General features: G+C 73.9%; 19 protein-coding genes. 6 read left to right on the forward strand and 13 right to left on the reverse strand.

Going from position 1 to position 15,445, the window contains the following annotated elements; translation table 11 throughout:
* Window positions 1-252 precede the first annotated feature (252 nt).
* Together ABZ920_RS20065 and ABZ920_RS20070 are read right to left on the reverse strand one after the other, a co-directional pair.
* Window positions 253-510 (reverse strand): WhiB family transcriptional regulator, encoded by a 258-nt coding sequence (locus ABZ920_RS20065; RefSeq protein ID WP_003992873.1) that lies wholly within the window; start codon window positions 508-510, stop codon window positions 253-255.
* A 322-nt stretch (window positions 511-832) separates the two neighbouring features.
* The gene (locus tag ABZ920_RS20070) at window positions 833-1,801 is read right to left on the reverse strand and encodes a diacylglycerol kinase family protein (RefSeq protein ID WP_361506438.1); all 969 of its coding nucleotides are present in this window, start codon (window positions 1,799-1,801) and stop codon (window positions 833-835) included.
* Between the two features lie 114 nt (window positions 1,802-1,915).
* On the opposite strand from ABZ920_RS20070, the gene ABZ920_RS20075 reads away from it, so the two are divergent.
* On the forward strand, window positions 1,916-2,365 hold the full coding sequence (locus ABZ920_RS20075; protein ID WP_361506441.1) for a hypothetical protein: 450 nt from the start codon (window positions 1,916-1,918) through the stop codon (window positions 2,363-2,365).
* 245 nt (window positions 2,366-2,610) lie between these two features.
* On the opposite strand, the gene ABZ920_RS20080 is transcribed toward ABZ920_RS20075, so the two are convergent.
* The 3 genes from ABZ920_RS20080 to ABZ920_RS20090 form a co-directional block, all read right to left on the reverse strand.
* Window positions 2,611-3,777 carry a SigB/SigF/SigG family RNA polymerase sigma factor gene (locus ABZ920_RS20080; RefSeq protein ID WP_361506444.1) on the reverse strand — a complete coding sequence of 389 codons (1,167 nt, stop codon included), beginning with the start codon at window positions 3,775-3,777 and terminating at the stop codon, window positions 2,611-2,613.
* Window positions 3,778-3,794: 17 nt separating this feature from the next.
* Window positions 3,795-4,208: an anti-sigma regulatory factor gene (locus tag ABZ920_RS20085; RefSeq protein WP_361506447.1), complete on the reverse strand. Its 414-nt coding sequence runs from the start codon at window positions 4,206-4,208 to the stop codon at window positions 3,795-3,797.
* 252 nt (window positions 4,209-4,460) lie between these two features.
* A complete protein-coding gene (locus tag ABZ920_RS20090; protein WP_361506448.1) occupies window positions 4,461-4,721 on the reverse strand; it encodes a UBP-type zinc finger domain-containing protein in 261 nt (86 codons plus the stop codon).
* 61 nt (window positions 4,722-4,782) lie between these two features.
* Between ABZ920_RS20090 and ABZ920_RS20095 the strand changes: the two genes are divergently transcribed.
* Window positions 4,783-6,381 carry a Na+/H+ antiporter gene (locus ABZ920_RS20095; RefSeq protein WP_361506451.1) on the forward strand — a complete coding sequence of 533 codons (1,599 nt, stop codon included), beginning with the start codon at window positions 4,783-4,785 and terminating at the stop codon, window positions 6,379-6,381.
* Window positions 6,382-6,435: 54 nt separating this feature from the next.
* On the opposite strand, the gene ABZ920_RS20100 is transcribed toward ABZ920_RS20095, so the two are convergent.
* Complete coding sequence (locus ABZ920_RS20100) at window positions 6,436-7,347, reverse strand: pyridoxal-phosphate dependent enzyme (protein ID WP_361506453.1); 912 nt, start codon at window positions 7,345-7,347, stop codon at window positions 6,436-6,438.
* 244 nt (window positions 7,348-7,591) lie between these two features.
* Here ABZ920_RS20100 and ABZ920_RS20105 point away from each other — a divergent pair, with 244 nt between their 5' ends.
* The 4 genes from ABZ920_RS20105 (at window position 7,592) to ABZ920_RS20120 (ending at window position 11,614) form a co-directional block, all read left to right on the forward strand.
* Entirely contained in the window at window positions 7,592-8,998 is a 1,407-nt protein-coding gene (locus tag ABZ920_RS20105) for a family 2B encapsulin nanocompartment shell protein (protein WP_361506456.1), read from the forward strand.
* 115 nt (window positions 8,999-9,113) lie between these two features.
* The gene (locus ABZ920_RS20110; protein ID WP_361506459.1) at window positions 9,114-10,298 is read left to right on the forward strand and encodes a family 2 encapsulin nanocompartment cargo protein polyprenyl transferase; all 1,185 of its coding nucleotides are present in this window, start codon (window positions 9,114-9,116) and stop codon (window positions 10,296-10,298) included.
* 190 nt (window positions 10,299-10,488) lie between these two features.
* Window positions 10,489-11,112 (forward strand): GNAT family N-acetyltransferase, encoded by a 624-nt coding sequence (locus ABZ920_RS20115; protein WP_361506461.1) that lies wholly within the window; start codon window positions 10,489-10,491, stop codon window positions 11,110-11,112.
* 265 nt (window positions 11,113-11,377) lie between these two features.
* Window positions 11,378-11,614: a hypothetical protein gene (locus ABZ920_RS20120; protein ID WP_361506464.1), complete on the forward strand. Its 237-nt coding sequence runs from the start codon at window positions 11,378-11,380 to the stop codon at window positions 11,612-11,614.
* Window positions 11,615-11,809: 195 nt separating this feature from the next.
* On the opposite strand, the gene ABZ920_RS20125 is transcribed toward ABZ920_RS20120, so the two are convergent.
* The 7 genes from ABZ920_RS20125 to ABZ920_RS20155 all read right to left on the reverse strand — a co-directional run bounded on the left by ABZ920_RS20125 (window position 11,810) and on the right by ABZ920_RS20155 (window position 15,395).
* The gene (locus ABZ920_RS20125) at window positions 11,810-12,226 is read right to left on the reverse strand and encodes a VOC family protein (RefSeq protein WP_361506467.1); all 417 of its coding nucleotides are present in this window, start codon (window positions 12,224-12,226) and stop codon (window positions 11,810-11,812) included.
* A 4-nt stretch (window positions 12,227-12,230) separates the two neighbouring features.
* Window positions 12,231-12,647: a helix-turn-helix transcriptional regulator gene (locus ABZ920_RS20130; RefSeq protein ID WP_361506470.1), complete on the reverse strand. Its 417-nt coding sequence runs from the start codon at window positions 12,645-12,647 to the stop codon at window positions 12,231-12,233.
* Window positions 12,648-12,843: 196 nt separating this feature from the next.
* Complete coding sequence (gene amaP / locus ABZ920_RS20135) at window positions 12,844-13,449, reverse strand: alkaline shock response membrane anchor protein AmaP (RefSeq protein ID WP_361506473.1); 606 nt, start codon at window positions 13,447-13,449, stop codon at window positions 12,844-12,846.
* Window positions 13,450-13,481: 32 nt separating this feature from the next.
* Entirely contained in the window at window positions 13,482-14,210 is a 729-nt protein-coding gene (locus ABZ920_RS20140) for a DUF6286 domain-containing protein (protein WP_361506476.1), read from the reverse strand.
* A gap of 52 nt (window positions 14,211-14,262) precedes the next feature.
* A complete protein-coding gene (locus ABZ920_RS20145; protein WP_361506479.1) occupies window positions 14,263-14,673 on the reverse strand; it encodes an Asp23/Gls24 family envelope stress response protein in 411 nt (136 codons plus the stop codon).
* Window positions 14,670-14,837, reverse strand: coding sequence for a hypothetical protein (locus ABZ920_RS20150; protein WP_361506482.1), 168 nt, complete (start codon window positions 14,835-14,837; stop codon window positions 14,670-14,672). The genes ABZ920_RS20145 and ABZ920_RS20150 overlap by 4 nt, the downstream gene beginning before the upstream one ends.
* A gap of 75 nt (window positions 14,838-14,912) precedes the next feature.
* Window positions 14,913-15,395, reverse strand: a complete 483-nt coding sequence (locus tag ABZ920_RS20155) for an Asp23/Gls24 family envelope stress response protein (RefSeq protein WP_361506485.1) — start codon at window positions 15,393-15,395, stop codon at window positions 14,913-14,915.
* Window positions 15,396-15,445: the final 50 nt, after the last annotated feature.

The raw sequence follows: 15,445 nt of genomic DNA on the forward strand, positions 1-15,445 counted from the left end.
GCGACTTCGCGGCGCGGCGCCACGCCCCACGGGACGCCCCGGCCGGTCCCCGAACGGGCCGGCATGCCGACATGACGAAGGGCCTCGGACCGGTGACGGTCCGAGGCCCTTCGTGCGCTGTCGATGGGGGTACCCCCTGCTGTGAGAGCCCGGGGGAGCATCGGGGGTACTGCGCGCTGCGGCTCGGGGGCGGGAGATGCGTACTCGCTGTACGCGCCGCCAAGCTCAGGCTGTCGAGCGGGGTGGGTGTTGTCAGGCGGAGGCCTGACGGGCCCGGTTGCGGGCGGCGCGGCGCTTCATGGCGCGGCGCTCGTCCTCGCTGAGACCACCCCAGACGCCGGAGTCCTGACCGGACTCGAGCGCCCACTGCAGGCACTGCTCGATAACCGGGCAGCGACGGCAGACGGCCTTGGCTTCCTCGATCTGCAGCAGCGCAGGACCGGTGTTGCCGATGGGGAAGAAGAGCTCGGGGTCTTCCTCGCGGCAAACGGCGTTGTGACGCCAGTCCATGGCTGCTACCTCTCCTTGGTATTACGTGCAGGTTGCTTGTGAATGTGAACGCTTTCACGAATCCCTCAACAAGTGAAGGGCCGACCGCCAGGTCTCCCTGACCGTGGTCCTTTGAGTTGAAGAGGGGTTCCGGTGATCTCTGGGAGCCCGCTGTGGTGGGCCGTCCCGATCGCCAGGTAGAGACTCGCAAACCTCAGCGGCGGATACAACCCCTTCCAGAAAGTTTTTTTTGATTCCTCGGTGTCGACTAGGTCACAGCCGTACTTCCATGGGGTGGATCCTGGCCTAAACGTTCGAGTGAAAGGACTTTGGCCCGTTCTGCTCACACAATCACACGCAGTGCACGCCGTACGCCTGTGAACGTCACGCTCGTACGCAGCCCCAGGTGGTCACCGTCCATCTGGAGAGGCAGTGGCACCTTCGAATGCAAGGTGAACCGCGTCAAGTCGTGCAGTGGGACGGCATGCCTGCCATGGGGTCCCCGCTCCGGGGACGAAGTGAGCAACTGGGTGCCATACCGGGCAACCGCGGCCGTGGACAGGCGGCTGAGACCGAGTACGTCGAGTCCCTTGTCGAACGAGGCCTGAGGCGACGTGTACATGGGGCGATTGCCGAGGAACGTCCACGGCGAGGTGTTCGAGACTATGGCGACCACCAGATCGGTGACCGCGTCCCCGTCCTCCGGCTCCAGTGTGATCGTGCCCTGCCGGCGGTGCGGCTCGCCGAGGAACTGACGGACCACCTGACGCACGTAGAGAGCGTGTGTGGACCGCTTGCCGCGCTCACGCTGCTGTTCGACCCGCCCGACCACGCCCGCGTCGAAGCCCAGCCCCGCGTTGAACGTGAACCAGCGCGCCGGGACCGCCTCGTCCTCACTGCCCGGCGTCCCCGAGGTCAGGCCCAGGCCGACGGTGCGCTCGCTGCCCTCGCGCAGGGCGTCCAGGAGCGCCCCGGTGGCCTCCACGGCGTCGTTGGGCAGGCCCAGGGCGCGCGCGAAGACATTGGTGGAACCGCCGGGGACCACGGCGAGACGGGGCAGGCCCTCCGGATCGGGGCCGCGGTGCAGCAGGCCGTTCACGACCTCGTTGACGGTGCCGTCGCCGCCGAGCGCCACGACCAGGTCGACGTCCTCGCTCAGCGCGGCCTGCCGGCCGAGGTCGCGGGCGTGCCCCCGGTACTCGGTCGTGACCGCCTCCAGCTTCATCTCGCTGGCGAGCGCGTGGATGAGGACGTCGCGCGTACGTGCGCTTGTGGTGGTTGCCGCCGGATTGACCACGAGAAGTGCACGCATGGGGGCAGCGTACCTACTGGGCGGTACTCGGCCCAGGGCAGGTAGGGATCGGGTAAGAGGTGCGGACGTGAGCCTCCCCACGGGGGCGCACGCCCTGCGGGCTACGCTTCTGGGGTGAGCAGCGAGCGGAACCCCAACGAGACCACGGACGCCGCCGGGCCGCGCCCCTGGCGGCTGACCTGTGCGGCGGCGCTGTCCGCGCTGGAGGGGCTGGCGCTCGTCGTGGCCGGGGTCTGGATGCTCGTCCTCGGCCTCGGTGACTCCGAGGACCGGCAGCAGGCGCTCACCGGCGGAATCACCCTGGTCGTGCTGGCGCTGCTGCCCCTGCTGGCCGCGCGGGGGCTGCTGCTGCGGCGGAGCTGGAGCCGGGGTCCCGCCGTGGTCACGCACCTCATGGCGCTTCCGGTGGCCTACAGCCTGCTCCAGGCCGACAGCGTGGCCGTCCCGGCGGGCATCGGGCTGGCGGTCGTCGCGGTGGCGGGGCTCGTCCTGCTGGCGAACCGGGCGACGGGCCAGGCCCTCGGCATCCGGGGACCGGGCCGCGCGGACGAACCCAAGCGGTAGCGCCGCCTTCGCCCGGCGGACGCAAAGCGCGGTCGCGCGCGGCACCTGGATCGGCTGGGGGCCTTGCGCCCCGCCGGCCCGCCGAGGCCGGGTCCGTGGGGGCGTCGGCCCGTCGAGTGGGTTCCGCCGGGCGCCGGGCCCGCGGGGCGTCGGCCTGTTCGGTGGCTTCCGCCGGGCCCGGGGGGTGTCGGCCTGTTCGGTGGGTTCCGCCGGGCGCCGGGCCCGCCGAGGGCGGGCCGCAGCGGCTACTCCTCCACCAGCAGCTTCTCCCGCAGCTGCGCCAGCGTGCGTGCCAGCAGCCGCGACACGTGCATCTGCGAGATCCCGACCTCCTGCGCGATCTGCGACTGGGTCATGTTGCCGAAGAAGCGCAGCAGCAGGATGCGCTTCTCGCGCGGCGGCAGGTCCTCCAGGAGCGGCTTCAGCGACTCGCGGTACTCCACGCCCTCCAGCGCCTCGTCCTCCGCGCCCAGGGTGTCCGCGACCGCCGGGGACTCGTCGTCCGTGTCGGGCACGTCCAGGGACAGCGTGGAGTAGGCGTTGGCGGACTCCAGGCCCTCCAGGACCTCCTCCTCGGAGATGGCGAGCTTCTCCGCGAGCTCGTGCACCGTGGGGGAGCGGCCGTGCAACTGGGACAGCTCGGCCGTGGCCGTGGTGAGCGCCAGGCGCAGCTCCTGCAGCCGGCGCGGCACGCGGACCGCCCAGCCCTTGTCCCGGAAGTGCCGCTTGATCTCGCCGACCACCGTCGGGGTCGCGTACGTGGAGAACTCCACGCCGCGCTCCGGGTCGAACCGGTCGACGGACTTGATCAGGCCGATCGTCGCCACCTGGGTCAGGTCGTCCAGCGGCTCCCCGCGGTTGCGGAAGCGGCGGGCGAGGTGCTCGACGAGCGGCAGGTGCATACGGACCAGCTGGTTGCGCAGCTCCGCGTAGCGCGGGTCGCCCTGGTTCAGCTGACGCAGTTCGACGAACAGGGTGCGCGCGCCCGTGCGGTTCTGGGGATCGTGCGGTGCGCCGTGCGCGCCCGGCAGACCGTGCGCGTCGTCCTCTGAGAATCGCTCGTGCTCGCTCATCGTCCCGCCCGTTGCCCTTCCCCGAGCCCTCGCCCCCTCCCCCGCACGAGCGGGGGGACCCCCGTGGCCAGGGGCGGCCCCCTCCCGCGCCGGAGGTGCGTCCGGCGGGGCACCATCCTGCTCCCGCTGCCCGTCGCGCGCGAGGCGTGCCCCCAGGGGGTCGTCCTCCGGATGCGGTCTGGCCTGCTCGGGGATGCCGTCGATGCCGCCCGCCGCGCGCCGAGATGCGGCCGACCCGCTCGGGCCGCCCTCCGCCCTGCCCTCGGCCGCCTCCGGACGGGACGGCGTCGTCCCGTCCCCGGCCGGCAGCCCCCGTGTGCCGCGCTCTTCGTCCCGCACCGGCCCGTCCCCGTTCCTCACGCCGGCCCGGGTCCGGCGCCGCGCTGTTTGTAGAGGCTGATCGACACGGTCTTGTCGTCGTCGACCGCGGAGGAGACCTTGCCCGCGAGGGCGGACAGCACGGTCCAGGCGAAGGTGTCCCGCGAGGGGGCGTGACCGTCCGTCGTCGGGGCCGAGACGGTGACCTCCAGCGAGTCGTCGACGAGCCGGAAGACGCAACTGAGCACCGAGCCGGGCACGGCCTGCTGCAACAGGATCGCGCAGGCCTCGTCCACGGCGATGCGCAGGTCCTCGATCTCGTCCAGGGTGAAGTCCAAGCGGGCCGCGAGGCCGGCCGTGGCCGTACGCAGCACCGACAGGTAGGCACCCGCAGCCGGCAGCCGGACTTCCACGAAGTCCTGGGTCGCGGGCTCGCCTGCGTTCTGGGACACCCTCACCTCCAAGGGGAGTACATGCTTGCTCGGGGCCGAGGGGTCGCCCCCCGGGCCAACGCGATTCGTGGTTCTGCGGTGACGCTACCGCGCTCGTGACATTACTGTCCCGGGACCCCGGCCCCACGCTGTCACTCATAGTAAAGCTCCGAACACGCTCCGTGGCTAGAGGGTTCGCGGGCCCAATCGGTAACAGCGTGTGCCGGGTTGACGTACCCAGACGTCAGACGGTCGAACCGTCCGGATTCCCGCTCACGCGAGCACGTGGTCGACGAAGCACCAGCGCCAGTCCTCGCCGGGCTCCAAGGTCCGCATCACCGGGTGCCCGGTGTCCTCGTGATGCCGGGTCGCGTGCCGCCCGACCGACGAGTCGCAGCAGCCGACGTGCCCGCAGGTCAGGCAGAGCCGCAACTGCACCGGGTGCGTACCGTCGGCCAGGCACTCCGGGCACGTCTCGCTCATCGGCTCGGGCTCGGGGTGCGGCAGCGCGCCGGCGTGCGTGCACTGTTTCATGATTGCCAGGTTACGACGGCTGTACGGGTGGCCGCGCGCAGAAACAAAGGGCGGGTGGGCGATGAACACGATGCCGCTGCTGTTGCTGGTGGCGGGCAGCGCCGCGGTGGCCGGGGCCGCCCGGCGGACCCCGGTGCCGGCGCCGCTGCTGCTGGTCGCCGTCGGACTGGCGGCCTCCTACATCCCCGGGGTGCCCGACTACGCCCTCGATCCCGAGGTCGTCCTGCCGCTGCTGCTGCCGCCCCTGCTCTACACGTCGGCCATCGAGAGCTCCTACCTCGACCTGCGGGCGCAACTGCGGCCCGTCGCACTGCTGTCGGTGGGCTACGTGCTCTTCGCGACGTTCGTGGTCGGCTGGGCCGCGTACATGATCGTGCCGGGGCTGCCGCTGACGGCGGCACTGGTGCTGGGCGCCGTGGTCGCACCGCCGGACGCGGTCGCGGCGACGGCGGTCGCGCGCCGGGTCGGGCTGCCCTCGAGGATCACCACCATCCTCCAGGGCGAGTCCCTGCTCAACGACGCCACCGCGATCACCGCCTACAAGGTGGCGCTCGCGGCCGCCGTGGGCGAGGGCGCGACCTGGGCCGGGGGCATCGGCGAGTTCCTGCTCGCGGCGTTCGGCGGCGTCGGTGTCGGGCTGGTGCTGATGGCGCCGCTCCACTGGCTGCGCACGCACCTGAAGGAGGCGCTGCTCCAGAACACCCTCTCCCTGCTGATCCCGTTCGTCGCGTACGGCGTCGCCGAGCAGCTGCACGCCTCCGGCGTCCTCGCGGTCGTCACGGTCGCCCTCTACCTCGGGCACCGCGCGTGGGAGGTCGACTTCGCCACCAGGCTCCAGGAGGAGGCGGTGTGGAGGATGGTGGCGTTCATCCTGGAGTCGGCGGTGTTCGCGCTGATCGGGCTGCAGCTCCACGTCGTGACGGCCGGCCTGGGCCGCGACCAGGGCGCCGCCGCGGCCTGGTACGCGGTCGCCCTCTTCCTGGTCGTCGTCGCGACCCGGTTCGTCTGGGTGTACCCGGCGACGTTCCTGCCGCGGAGGTTCTCGCGGCGGATCCGGGAGCGCGAGGAGAACCCCACCTGGAAGGGGGCGATGGTCATGGGCTGGGCCGGCATGCGGGGCGTGGTCTCCCTGGCCATCGCCTTCTCGATCCCCGTCGTCCTGCACGGCGGGGAGCCCTTCCCGCAGCGCAACCTGCTGCTGTTCCTGACCTTCACCACGGTCATCGGGACGCTGGTGGTGCAGGGCCTCACGCTGCCGCCGCTGATCCGGATGCTGCGGTTCCCCGGCCGTGACGCGCAGGCCGTGACCCTCGCCGAGGCCAACGCCCAGGCCCAGGCCTCGCGGGCCGCCGAACAGCGCCTGGAGGAACTGCTCGCCGACGAGCGCAACGCCCTGCCCGGGCCACTGGCCGACCGGCTCCGCTCGGCGCTGGAGCGCCGCCGCAACGCCGTGTGGGAGCGGCTCGGGCAGGTCAACCCGGTCACCGGGGAGAGCGTCGACGACACCTACCGCAGACTGTCCCGGGAGGTGATCAGCACCGAGCGGTCGGTGTTCGTACGGCTGCGGGACGGCCGCTACATCGACGACGAGATGCTGCGGACGCTGCTGCGCAGACTCGACCTGGAGGAGGCCGCCGCCTACCGCGAGGCGGCCGCCTAGGCCCGACGGAGCGCGCCCGGGGGAGGCCGGGCCGGTCGGAATCGTCCGGGCGCGTCACGACGGGGGGAACGGCCGGCCGGTGACGACCGCGGTGATCGTCGTCCCGCGCGGGAAGGCGCCCTCCTCGGCCAGGCGGACGAGTGCGTACAGCAGCTTGGCGACGTACAGACGCTCGACGGGCACGCCGTGGCGCCCGGTGAAGTCCTCCGCGAAGGCGCCGAGTTCGGGGCCGGTGCGGGCGTAACCGCCGAAGTGGAAGCGGTCGTCCAGGGACCAGGACCCGCGGCGGGCCCCGAACGCCTCCTCCTGCAGGGCCTGTACGCCGGCGCCCAGGAAGCCTCCCTTGAGGACCGGTATCCCGAGCGCCCGCTGGCCGGGGGCCAGCCCGGCGGCGAGGCCCGCGAGGGTTCCGCCGGTGCCGCAGGCCACGGCGGCGACGTCGGTGCGGCCGCGCAGTTCGCGGCCGAGCTCGCGGCAGCCGCGTACGGCGAGGCTGTTGCTGCCGCCCTCGGGGACGACGTGGGCGTCGCCCGCACCGGCGGCGCGCAGGACCGCGGCGAGGGTCTCCGGCTCGGCCTTGCGCCGGTACGTCGCCCGGTCCACGAAGTGCAGGCGCATGCCGTCGGCCACGCACCGGGCGAGCGAGGGGTTCAGGGGGCGGTAGGCGAGCTCCTGGCCGCGGACCACGCCCACGGTGGGCAGGCCGAGCAGGCGTCCCGCGGCGGCGGTGGCGCGCAGGTGGTTGGAGTACGCGCCGCCGAAGGTGACGATCGGCCGGCCGGCCGCGGCGCGCAGGTTCGGGGCGAGCTTGCGCCACTTGTTGCCGATCAGCTCGGGGTGGATCAGGTCGTCCCGTTTGAGCAGCAGGCGCAGGCCGCGGCCGGTGAACCGGTCGTCGGCGACCTCCTGCAGGGGCGACGGGAGCCGGGGTGCGAGGTCGGCGAGGCCGGCGGCGGGGCTGGTCACCCGCCCATTGTCACCGAGGGGCCGCGGGCCGGCCCCTCGGCCAGGGTCCTGCGGCCGTCGTGGGCGGCGGGCGCGGGCGGCCCCTTCCGCCTCCCGGGCGGGGCGCCGTCCTGCCCTGGGCGGTGGTGATCCATTCCCGCTCTTTCGGGTAATGGCACGGGCACGCTCCGTGATGGAAGGCTTGCTCACGCACATCGATGCCCGGCTTCTGAAGCGCCGGGCATGACCGGGAGGGCAATTCTCTATGTCGGTAGGCGAAGAGGTCCGCACGGAGCAGGGCCGGCCGCAGCAGAGCCTCGGCACCGCGGCCGCGCGGAACCTGGCCACCACCACCAAGTCCGTTCCCCAGATGCAGGAGATCAGCTCGCGCTGGCTCCTGCGCATGCTGCCCTGGGTCGACGTGCAGGGCGGCACGTACCGGGTGAACCGGCGGCTGACCTACGCCGTCGGCGACGGCCGCATCACCTTCGTGAAGACCGGCGAACGGGTCGAGGTCATCCCCGCGGAGCTCGGCGAACTGCCGGTGCTGCGGGCGTACGAGGACGAGGAGGTGCTCTCCGAGCTCGCCCGGCGCTGCCGGCAGCGGGCCATCGGAGCCGGACAGGTGATCGCCTCGTTCGGCAACCAGGCCGACGAGGTCTTCCTGCTGGCGCACGGCAGGGTCGAGAAGATCGGCACCGGGCCGTACGGGGACGACCAGGTCCTCGGCGTCCTCGCCGACGGGGCCCACTTCGGCGAGCAGGCGCTGCTCGACCCGGACGCCATCTGGGAGTACACGGCCCGTGCGGACACCGCGTGCACGGTGCTCGTCCTGTCCCGTCAGGACTTCGAGCAGGTCGCGGAGCGTTCGCAGTCCCTGCGCGACCACCTGCAGAGGCTCCGCTCGATCCCCGCGCAGCGCACCAACAAGTACGGCGAGAAGGAGGTCGAGCTGGCCGCCGGCCACAACGGCGAGCCGGACATCCCCCACACCTTCGTCGACTACGAGGCCAGCCCCCGCGAGTACGAGCTGAGCATCGCCCAGACCGTCCTGCGCATCCACTCGCGCGTGGCCGACCTCTACAACCAGCCGATGAACCAGACGGAGCAGCAGATCCGCCTGACCGTCGAGGCGCTGAAGGAGCGCCAGGAGCACGAACTGATCAACAACACGGAGTTCGGGCTGCTCCACAACTGCGAGTACGACCAGCGCATCCAGCCGCACGACGGCGTGCCCGGCCCCGACGACATGGACGAACTGCTCAGCCGGCGGCGCGGCACCAAACTGTTCCTCGCCCACCCGCGGGCGATCGCCGCGTTCGGCCGCGAGCTCAACCGGAGGGGACTGGTCCCGGAGACCATCGACATGGGCGGCAACCGCATCCCCACCTGGCGGGGCGTGCCCATCTTCCCGTGCAACAAGATCCCCGTCAGCGAGGCCCGGACCAGTTCGATCATCGCGTTGCGCACCGGCGAGCAGGACCAGGGCGTCATCGGCCTGAGGGCGAGCGGCATCCCGGACGAGATCGAACCGAGCCTGTCCGTCCGGTTCATGGGCATCAACGAACAGGCCGTCATCAAGTACCTCGTCACCGCCTACTACTCGGCGGCGGTCCTGGTGCCGGACGCGCTCGGCGTCCTGGAGAACGTCGAGGTCGGGCGTTGGAGCTGACACCGTCCGCCCGTACGCGGTGTTCCCGCCGGCCGGGACGGGTAGATCCCGGGAGTACGCCCCGAGTGCCGGCACCGCAAGCGCCACCGTCCGCGGACTCTCCGAGGGGGACGCCATGGCCGAGTTCATGACGGAGACCACGCAGCGCCCCATTCCCAAGCCCCGTCCCGCCATGGTGCCGCGTCCGGCGGGAGCGCCACCGCCCGCATCACCCGCCGGGGCGCCACCGCGCTCCGTCGAGGTCGCCGGCACCGGTCCGGACGGACCCGGCGACGCGCAGGACGCGGCGGTGATCCTGGACCGTGCCAGGGAGGCGGTGGACCCCGCACTCCGGTCGGCCGTCGAGTCGCTGCCCGGTGAGATCCGCCGGATCGCGTCCTACCACTTCGGCTGGCAAGAGGCGGACGGCACACCGTCGGCGGCGCCCGCGGGCAAGGCTGTCCGGCCCGCGCTCGTCCTCGCCGCGGCGGCGGCGCTCGGCGGGGAGAGACCACGGGCGGCGGCGGTACGGGCCGCGGCCGCGGTGGAACTGGTCCACAACTTCACGCTTTTGCACGACGACGTGATGGACCGGGACGCGACGCGTCGCCACCGGCCCACGGTGTGGACCGTGTTCGGGGACTCCGACGCGATCCTCGCCGGGGACGCTCTCCAGGCACTCGCCCTGGGTGTGCTCGCCGAGGATCCCCACCCGGCGTCCCGGGCGGCCGCCGCCCGGCTCGCGGCCTGCGTGGTGGAGCTGTGCGCGGGCCAGCAGGCCGACACCGCTCTGGAGACACGCGCACCCGGCGAGGTCACGCTCGCCGAGGTGCTCGCCATGGCCGAGGCCAAGACGGGCGCGCTGCTCGGCTGCGCCTGCGCCGTCGGCGCGCTGTACGCGGGGGCGGCGGGGGAGGACGTCGAGGCGCTGGACGCGTTCGGCCGCCAGGCCGGGCTGGCCTTCCAGCTCATCGACGACGTGATCGGCATATGGGGGGACCCGGGCCGTACCGGCAAGCCGGCCGGTGCCGACCTGATCGCCCGCAAGAAGTCCCTGCCGGTGGTCGCCGCGCTCACCTCCGGCACCCCGGCGGCCGCCGAACTCACCGAGCTGTACGCCGAGCCCTACCGGGAGGAGGACGGAGAACCGGAGCGCACGGCACGCGCGGTGGAACGGGCCGGCGGGCGGGACTGGGCGCAGGACCAGGCGGCCGACCGGATGGCCCGGGCCCTGGACGAGCTGGCCCGTGCCGTCCCGGACCCGGAGGCCGCCGGCGGCCTGCTCGCCCTGGCCGAGTTCGTGACCCGGCGCACCAGCTGACCCCGGCGCCGGCACCGAGGACCCCGGTGCCACCGGGACCGTACGGTCCCTGACCCCGTACGGCCGCCAGTGGCGCCGGACCGGCGGGTCCCGCACTTCCCCACGGTGTGCGGGACCCGCTCCCTCGATCGGCACCCAGTAGGCTCAACTCCCGTCAGAGGCAGGCGGCTTGAGCTGAAGGGGCGGACAGATGGGTGTGGCGGTACGCGCGGCCGGCGAGGACGACCGCGCACTGGTCGTGCGGCTGCTGGACGAGGCCTTCCAGGACGACCCCGTGAGCAGCTGGGTCTTCCCGGAGCGGGAGCACCGCCGTGCGACGCACCACCGGCTGATGGCCGCCTTCACCGACATCGTGTTCGCCGAGGGCCGGATCGACATCACCGAGGACGGGTCGGCGTGCGCGCTGTGGCTGTCCGTGCCCGCCGGCGACCATGCGGAGGACGGCGGCGCGTCCGGTGGCGCGTCCGGGGAGGTGGACGACGCCGTACGGCTGCGTGAGGGCGTCGACCCGGCGAACGAGCGCGTCGAACGGATCGCCCGGCTGACGGCCGAGGCGCACCCCGCTGGCCGCGCCCACGAGTACCTCTGGATGATCGCCGTCGCACCCGCCCGCCAGGGCGAGGGCCTCGGCACCACACTCGTCCGGCACGTCCTCGACCGCTGCGACCGCGCGGGGCTGCCGGCCTATCTGGAGGCGAGCAGCGCCCGCAGCGCCCGGCTGTACGAGCGCCTCGGCTTCGCCTTCACCGACCGCACCCTGGACCTGCCCGACGGTCCGCGGATGTGGCCGATGTGGCGCGAGCCGCGGGTCTGAGACACCGGCCGGAACGCCCCCGCGGAACGTCCGGGGCCGGTCGCCGGCGGAGGCGGCGTACGCACCCTGCCGCTGAGCCGCCGTCGCCACGGTCCTGCGCTCACCGGCCCCAGCGGCCCACCGCGCCGGGCGGACAGCCGGATGCCGTGGGCGCCGGGCGCACACCGTCCCGGATGCCGTGGGCGCCGGGCGCTCCGGGAGCAGCCGCTACCGCGGCGACGTGCGTCGGGCGGCGCCCCGTGGCCGCCGGTTCTACGCTGAGGACATGGACGAGAAGCACGTCTGCCCGTCCTGCGGGCAGCCCGTGGAGACGGTCGTCCGGCGTCACAAGACGCTGGGCGCGTGGGTGCCGGTGTGGAAGCCCGGGCCGTGCCGGAACACCGGGTGCGCGGCGTACGAAGGCCCCGCCTCCGCCCCCGCCGTCCCGGACCCCGGCTCCTCCGCCGCCGCCCGACCTGCCCCCGGCCGGTCCGCCGACCAGCCGTCCCCGAAGCAGCCCTGAAGCACCGCGCGCCCCGGCCGTCGGGGACCGGTCCCTGTGGGCACCGGAGAGCGGAGGGCGGGCCGGCGGCGGGCTGGGCGGAAGCCGAGGGACGCCCCCGGACCCGGAAGCCGACCGACGACGGGGGCGTCGGGCACCCGCCCCGAGGAGGAATCGGAGCACTCGGGGGACCTCAGCAGGTGCAGCGGCCGTTCCTCAGCCGCCGGAACGCTCCATGAACCGCAGCAGGTTCCCCGCGGGGTCCCGGAACGCGCAGTCGCGCACGCCGTAGGGCTGGTCCATCGGTTCCTGGACGACCTCGCCGCCCTGTTCGCGCACCCGCTGGTGGAGCGCGTCGCAGTCGGCGGTGGTGAAGATGACCCCGCGCAGCACGCCCTTGGCCAGCAGTCTTGCCATGGCCTCCTTGTCGGCGGGGGAGGCGTCCGGGTTGGCGGCGGGCGGCTCCAGCACGATCTCCACGTCCGGCTGGAGTGGCGACCCGACGGTCACCCAGCGCATCCCCTCGAAGGACACGTCGTTGCGCACCTCGAGGCCCAGCACGTCCCGGTAGAACGCGAGCGCCTTGTCGTGGTCGTCCACGGCGATGAAACACTGGCGGAGTTTGAGGTCCATGCCTTCAACCTAGGCCCGCGGCGCGCGGGCCCGCCCGCCCGGGGCGGGTGAAGGCACGGGCCACGCAGGGCGGGATCGCCGCACCGTCCTCGTGCGATCGCGCCCGGTAGGCGCTCGGGGTCTCGCCCACCAGCTCGGTGAAGCGGGAACTGAACGACCCCAGCGAGGTGCAGCCGACCGCCATGCAGACCTCGGTCACGCTCAGGTCGCCGCGCCGGAGCAGCGCCTTGGCACGCTCGATCCGGCGGGTCATCAGGTAGCTGTAGGGCGTCTCCCCGTAGGCGGCCCGGAAGCTGCGCTGGAAGTGGCCGGGCGACATGAGCGCGGTACGCGCGAGCGCGGTCACGTCCAGCGGGGCGGCGTACTCGCGGTCCATGCGGTCACGGGCCCGGCGCAGCCGTACCAGGTCTTCTGGCGTCACCCGGCCAGCATGGCACGACGACGCCCCGCCGGCGCCGGATCGGCCCGGAACGAGCACGTCGGCGTGCACGGGCCGCTGTGCCCGTGGCGCGTTCCCTGCCGACCCGGAGTGCGGGTCGTGCCGGCGGGCGGCTCGGCGGGCGGGACGGGACGCGGACGCGCACCCGGGACGGCCCCGCCGCCCGCCCGCCGCCTCCTCACTCCGCGCGGTGCGGCCCGTGGCGGGCGACCTGCAGGCGGACCTCGGTGGGCATGTCCGGGGAGCCGGTGGACCGGCGGGCGGTGCGCAGCGGGCCCTCGCAGAGGGCTTCGAGGGCGGCGCCGGGGGCCTCCTGCGGGGTGAGGGTGAGCCTGACGCGGGTGCGGGGGCGGGCGCTCCGGCCGGTGATGCGGACGGCCGCGTGCTCGACCCCCGGCAGGGCACCGGCCTCGGCGGCGATCGCGTCGCTCAGCGCGCGGTCGCGCAGTTCGACGCCCTCCTGCGGGGACGTGCCGCCGACGGGCAGTGTCCCGGGGTGGCGCCGGCGCAGCTGGGCGAGCAGCCACCACAGCGCCAGCAGGGTTACAACGGCGAGCGCGGCGATGACCGCGGGCCACCACCACCAGCCCTGGCCGCTCCAGCGGATCCGGTCGGTGGAGCTGAGCAGGACGTCGTCCGCCGTGGTCAGGGGCCACCCGGGGGGCGGGACCAGGCCCTGTCGCCGGTAGACGTCGAACCCGGCGGAGAGGACCAGCAGGCAGCCGCCGAGCAGGACCAGTCCGGCGAGGGCCAGCAGGCAGCGGTTGAGCAGACGCGGCGTCATGGTGCGGGCCTTTCCGGCTCGGGGGTTCTCGGTCAGTTCCTGCGTCGCCGCACCCGTACGACCATGCGGGGCGGGCGGGCGAGGGCGAGCCGGTCGCGCTCGTCGCGGAGGACGGCGGTGAGGTCGTCCCGCACCTGCCGGATGTCACGGAAGCGGGCGCGTGCGCGGACCTTGACGCGGTGGCGGCGCACCCGGACGTGCGCGTCGCTGACCCCCGGCACCCGCAGGGCAGCGTCGCGCAGCAGGTCGGCGGCGCCGTCGCGGTCCAGGGAGGCCCGCACCCGGGGGCAGCCGGCGGGGGAGCGCAGCGGCAGCTGGTGGCGCAGACCGGGGGTGAGGGCCAGGACGATCAGCCAGACGCCGAGAGCGGCGGCCACCGCGGCTCCCGTGAGCATCCACAGGTCGTCCACGGGCCGGGTGGCCAGTTCGCCGGCCAGCTGCCGCCGCCAGGCCGAGGCACGGCGTCCCGCCCGTACGGCGACGACGTCGATCAGCGCCGCGCCCGCCGCCACGAGCACCACCGCGGCGGCCAGGGCGGCCGGGATCCGGCGCGCGGACCACGGGCGGTGGCTCCGGCGGCCTCCCCGGTGGCGTCCGCCGCCCTCACCGGCCGTCGGGCCGGGTGGAGTCGGCGTGTCGGGGTCGGGCGGAGCGGGCTCCGCCGGCTCCCTCGGTTCCTCGGGGTCCTTCGTCAGCGGCACCGCGGCCCGGCGCGCGGACGGCGCGGAGCCGTGAGCCGGAGGTCCCGGGTCGGATGTCATGGCCGGTCCTCCTTCTGCGTGGCGTGTCCGGCGGCCGGGGCCGCCGGCGGGCTCAGCCGACCCGTCCCCCCGTCTCGGCGGCGCTCACCAGCCGCCGGACGGTGAGGGTCACCTCGCCCACCTCCAGGCCGGTCAGCTCAGCCACCCGTTCGGCGACGTCGTGCCGGATCCGCTCGCAGACGTGCGGGATGTCGGTGGGATAGGGCAGGTCGAGGGACAGGTGCAGGCGCACGGAACCGGTCCGGGTGGCCGCCGTCGCGCCGGGCCTCGCCGGTCCGCCCCGGCCGGGCGGCACGGCCCCGCGCCGGGACTGGGCCGTGCGTGCGGCCTGCGCGGCGATACGGGCGACCACCCGGTCCGGGATGACGGTGGCGCCCCGTTCGGCCGGAGGAGGCAGGCCGGTGTCCCGCGCGGGCGGGCCGGGCCCTTCCCCGGGGAGCGGGGGACCCGGCCGGGTCCTCACCGCTGCCTCCGGCCACGCAGGTCGAGGTCGCCCTGCACGGCGAGGCCGACGATCAGCCCCGCCACGCCCAGGACCAGAACCAGCAGGAACGCCCAGAAGCCGCCGAAGTAGCCGGCGAAACCCAGGGCCATGCCGGCCGCCAGGCCCGTCGTCGCTGTGTTCATCACGCACTCACCCGTCTCGCACAGGTAGGTCGTCGTCCGCGCGGGGTCCGCAAGAGCCCGGGACGCGACGGTGGATCACCTCACGCGGCCCTCTTCCGGTGCGGCCTCTTCCTCCTCGTCGGGCAGGTGGACGTCGTCGACGGCCACGTTCACCTCGACGACCTCCAGCCCCGTCATCCGCTCCACCGCGCTGATCACGTTGGTGCGCACGACGCCGGCGACGTCGACGATGGAGACGCCGTACTCGACGACGACGTCCAGATCGACCGCGGCCTGGCGCTCGCCGACCTCCACCTTCACCCCCCGGGTGAGGCCGCCGCCCGTCCCGGGAACGCGTTCCCGCACGGCGCCGAGGGCGCGGGCCATCCCCGCTCCCAGGCTGTGGATGCCCGGCACCTCGCGTGTGGCCATGCCCGCGATCTTGGCCACCACGCCGTCCGCGATGGTGGTCCTGCCGCGTGTCTCGGCCGGAGCCCCGGCCCCGGTGCGGCCCTTCAGCGCGCTCACACCCGTGTCGGGCCTGTCGCCCCCGCCGACGCTGGTGATGTTGTCCGTCATGGCGTTCGCCTCGCTCGGTCGGCCGGACACCGGCGTGGTGTCCGTCGCCA

Origin of the sequence: Streptomyces sp. NPDC046831 (genome assembly GCF_040645305.1) — a bacterium.
In the GTDB taxonomy this organism is placed as follows: domain Bacteria; phylum Actinomycetota; class Actinomycetes; order Streptomycetales; family Streptomycetaceae; genus Streptomyces.